The organism is Arthrobacter sp. SO3, from assembly GCF_020532825.1.
Classification (GTDB): domain Bacteria; phylum Actinomycetota; class Actinomycetes; order Actinomycetales; family Micrococcaceae; genus Arthrobacter.
Window position 1 is genome coordinate 36700 of sequence record NZ_MQTS01000077.1, and the last position, 4234, is coordinate 40933.

Annotated in this window: 3 protein-coding genes; 1 reads left to right on the plus strand and 2 read right to left on the minus strand. The window is 68.1% G+C overall.

The genetic code is table 11. The features are described 5' to 3' along the window. On the minus strand, positions 1–2005 hold a 2005-nt coding region (locus BJQ90_RS08195; RefSeq protein WP_319004617.1), incomplete at its 3' end, for an alpha-amylase family glycosyl hydrolase. Positions 2006–2359: 354 nt separating this feature from the next. Continuing rightward, on the minus strand, positions 2360–3472 hold the full coding sequence (locus BJQ90_RS08200) for a lactonase family protein (protein WP_413463656.1): 1113 nt from the start codon (positions 3470–3472) through the stop codon (positions 2360–2362). Between the two features lie 64 nt (positions 3473–3536). Between BJQ90_RS08200 and BJQ90_RS08205 the strand changes: the two genes are divergently transcribed. Next, positions 3537–4234, plus strand: a 698-nt coding sequence (locus tag BJQ90_RS08205) for a putative protein N(5)-glutamine methyltransferase (protein ID WP_226759799.1), incomplete at its 3' end; no start/stop codon positions are given.

Here is a 4234-nt window from a genome sequence, read left to right on the forward strand (position 1 = left end):
CTGCGGAGACGTCGTGGAAGACCTGGTACGGCGCCGTGTCGTCCGTGCCGATGGAAGCCCATGCGCCGCCGGCGGTGCGGGCCTGGAAGGTGACCTCGTAGAAGGAGTTGCCGCCGACGTCGGCCGCCACCCGGACGCGGCTGTTGTCGGAGGCAGCTGCCGCCGGATCCTGCAGCGCCACGGCGGGGGCTGCCTTGGAGTGCGGGATGCGGCCCGAGGACTCGTAGACGACGGCGGAAAGCGGCGGCACCGATACCGTCAGTCTCCCGTCCGCTGCGGTCTTGACCTCGGCGTCCGCCTGCCCGTAGATCCTGCTGAACGTCCGCTTGCCGACATAGGTTGGCACGGCAGCCGTCTGTGGCTGTTTGCTGTTATTGATGGAGACCACGTACTCGCGCTGGTCCTTGGCGTCGGTCCGGGAGAAGGCGTAAATGCCCGGCCCGTCGGAGGCGTAGCGGTTCTGGTGCGCGCCGTTCCGCAGTGCGAGGTGCTCCTTCGTCAGCGCCGCGAGCTCGCTGATGTCGCGGTACAGCGGGTGGGCGGGGTTGAAATTGTCGCTCGCATGGGTCGCGTCGGTGCCGAGCAGATCATCGTCGAGGTAGTCCGGGACCTTGCTGGCAAACAGCGTCTGGCGGGCATCCTGGTCCCCGCCGGGGCCGGTGAAGCCCTGTTCGTCGCCGTAGTAGACCACAGGATTGCCGCGGGAGAAGTACATCAGCTCGTGGGCGAGCCGGTCCCGGGCAACGCGTTCGGCGTCGTCCGCGCCCGGGTTGTCCGCGGTGATGAAGCTGCCGATCCGGCCCATGTCGTGGTTGCCGAGGAAGGTGGGCAGTTCGTAGACGTTGGAGTCCGCGTCGGTGTACCAGTCGTCCCCGGCGAAGAAGGACTCAAGGCCCTTGGCCGGCTGGCCCCGGGACGCGAAGTTGCGCGCCGCGTCCTGGAACGGGAAATCCAGCACGGCCTGCATCTTGTTGCGGGTGGTGAACTGCGAGGTGAAGCTCTTGGAGGTGTCGAAGACCTCGCCGAACATAAAGAAGTCGTCCTTGCCATGGGCTTTGGCGTATTGGAGGACCTCGGGGCCGAACTTCTGCCAGAACTCGTCGTTGACATGCTTCATGGTGTCGATCCGGAAGCCGTCCACACCGAAGTCGCCGATCCACTTCTCATAGATGTCGATCATGCCGTTGACAACCCGTGGCTGCTCTGTGAACAGGTCATCGAGGCCGAAGAAGTCCCCGTAGGAGGAGTTTTCGCCTTCAAAGGTAGTGTCGCCGCGGTTGTGATAGAGCGTGGGGTCGTTGAGCCAGGCGGGGACTTTGAGGTTCTCTTCCCCGGGCGACAGCTTCGGCGTGTAGGGGAAGGACGTCGCCGCGTCCAGGGCCGGGAAGCTGTCCGTTCCGGCGTAGTCACGGTCGTCGAAAGGGACCCCGGCGGCAGTCAGGTAGGGGGCGGCGTCCTTGGATTTGTAGGCGGTGCGCTCGCCCTCCTCGTAGCCGATTACGTCCGCGGTGTGGTTGGTGATGATGTCGAAGTAGACCTTCATGCCGCGGGAATGGGCCTCGTCGATGAGTGCTTTGAGCTCGTCGTTGGTGCCCAGGTGCGGATCGATCTGGGTGAAGTCGGTGACCCAGTAGCCGTGGTACCCGGCCGACTTGTCCTCCGGCTGGACCGCTTTGTTCTTGAAGCTCGGGGTCAGCCAGATCGAAGTGGTTCCAAGGCCCTGGATGTAGTCGATCTTGTCCCGCAGGCCTTTGAGGTCCCCGCCGTTGTAGAAGCCCTTTTTAGTCGGGTCAAAGCCGGAGACCATCGGGTCCGGCCCCAGACCGCCGTCGTCGTTGGCGCTGCTGCCGTTGTTGAACCGGTCGGCCATCACGAAGTAGAACTGCTCGTCCGTCACCGGGCCGCGGAGCGAGTGGGCGGCCGCAGGCCCGGCCGGGTCCGGCGCGGCCCGCGCTGTCTGCGCCGGGAGGACGACCGCTGCCGCGGCAACGAGCGTCGCCGTCACGGCGGCGCCGGCGGGAAGGAATGCGGCAAGCCACTGCCGGTGGCTGCGTGCGGGCTTTTTGCCCAGGCTGGTACTGCGGATCAACACGGTGGGAGACCTTCCGGTAAGCGACGTTGCCTCTGTGAAGGGTGATGCGGAGAGAGGCTCCTGAGAGCCAAGTCACAACTGTAAGCGCTTGCGCGGGAGTTTTTCCAGCGAATGGTCAGATAATTTGCAGCTCGCGCACATCTTTCCCCCGGGACATGCCCTCCTGCGGCGGGCATGTCTGGACATAGTCCCGTTATGCCCAGTCCCCGGCGCGGGAAAGGGGCATGTCCCCCCCGGACCAGGGTGGACTGCGGAGCCTGGCCCGGGCTAACTCGCGGCCGGCTGCGCTCCCCGGGCCGCCGGGACCAACGCGGTGGGGGAAGCCACCTCCAGCCTGCCCACGGCTTGGCCGGGAAGTCCGCTCTCCAGGTCCAGCGGGTAGGTCACCACATCCCCGGAGCGTTCGTGTGCCACATGCAGCCAGCCGTTCCGGACCAGATGATGCCGCGGCCAGTCGCCGCCGCTGGGGACGTCGGCCAGCGGACGGAGGGCGTTTCCGTCCGCATCCAGCTCAAGCACGCTGATCCGGTTGGAGCCGCGCACCCCTACGTAGGCGTGCCTTCCGTCCGCCGCGAGTGCGATCTCGGCCGCGGAGTCCCCGGCAAAAGCCCCCGCCCTGGTGGCCGGTCCTATTCCGGCCAGGCCGAAGATTCCGGACCCGGGGGAGCACCGCACCACGGCCACCTCAACCGAGTACTCGGTCACCACCAGCACGCTCCCGCCGGGATGCTGAACGAGGTGCCGGGGCCCGCTGTCCCGGGGAAGGGCCAGCTCGTGGTCCAGGTGCAGCCCCTGCGAGGGCACGTAATTCCAGACCCGCAGGAGGTCGTGCCCGAGGTCGGTGGTCATCACCCTGCCGTCGGCGAGCATCAGGCTCGCGTGCGCGCGGCTGGGGCGCCCGGCCACGTTCGAGACGGCGGCCGCGAACCTGGCCGAGATGCCGCCCTTGTCGTCCAGTTCGTAGAGCAGGACCCGGCCGTCGCCCCAACAGGCCACCACAAGGAAGCGGCCCTGCGGGTCGACGGCGACATGGCATGCGGCGTCTCCGGCCGGCCAGTCGCGTCCGGCGGGTTCCAGGCCGAATTCGCCGAACCGGCGGTACGCCCGGACGGTCCGCGCCGTCTCGCCCACGGCATAGACCATGTCCAGCGTGGGGTGCACGGCAAGAAACGACGGTGAGGCGGCCGGGGCGGCCACTCCGAGCCACCGCAGCGCTCCGTCAGTGCCGGCCCGCAGCGCCCCGATCCCGTTCCCGCTCCCGCCGCCATCCGCGGTGTAACAACCGGCCCAGATCAGCTCGTTCGACGGCACGCGGTTCGTCGCCGCAGGGTTCGTCGGCACAGGCGGCGAAGATTCGGAGGGCATTCCGGGGCTGGACATGGTGCCATCTTGCCACTTGGATAGCATGGTATTCCGGCACGGTAAGCGGGAGGGGGTCCCTGGCATGGCGGCACTTCCCGCGCCCGATCCCTCCGTCATCACCCGGCTCCGCGCGGCCGGCTGCGTCTTTGCCGAGGAGGAGGCCCTGCTGCTGGCCGCCGCCGCCGCCACTCCGGATCAGCTGGACGCCCTCGTGGAGCAGCGGGTGTCCGGACTTCCGCTCGAGCACATCCTGGGCTGGGCGGAGTTTTGCGGACTTCGGATCGAAGTGGATGCCGGAGTCTTTGTGCCCCGCCGCCGGACGGAGTTCCTCGTCCGGCAGGCCCTACAGCTCCTCAGCGAATCCAACTTCCCGTCACGCGGCACCGGCACGCTGCCCGTCGTCGTCGACCTGTGCTGCGGGTCAGGGGCGGTCGGGTCCGCGCTCGCGGCCCTGGCCCGTCCCCTGGAGCTCCACGCCTCCGACATCGACCCCGCCGCGGTGGGGTGCGCGGCCCGGAACATCGTGCCGTTCGGCGGCACGGTCCACGAGGGGGACTTATACGAGGCCCTCCCGGAACGGTTGCGCGGGCGGATCGACATCCTCGCCGTCAACGCCCCCTACGTGCCATCGGCAGAAATTGCCACCATGCCGCAGGAAGCCCGCCTCCACGAACCGCGGGTTTCCCTCGACGGCGGCACAGACGGGCTTCACGTGCAGCGGCGGGTAGCCGCCGCTGCGCGGCAATGGCTGGCCCCCGGCGGCTCACTGCTGATCGAGAC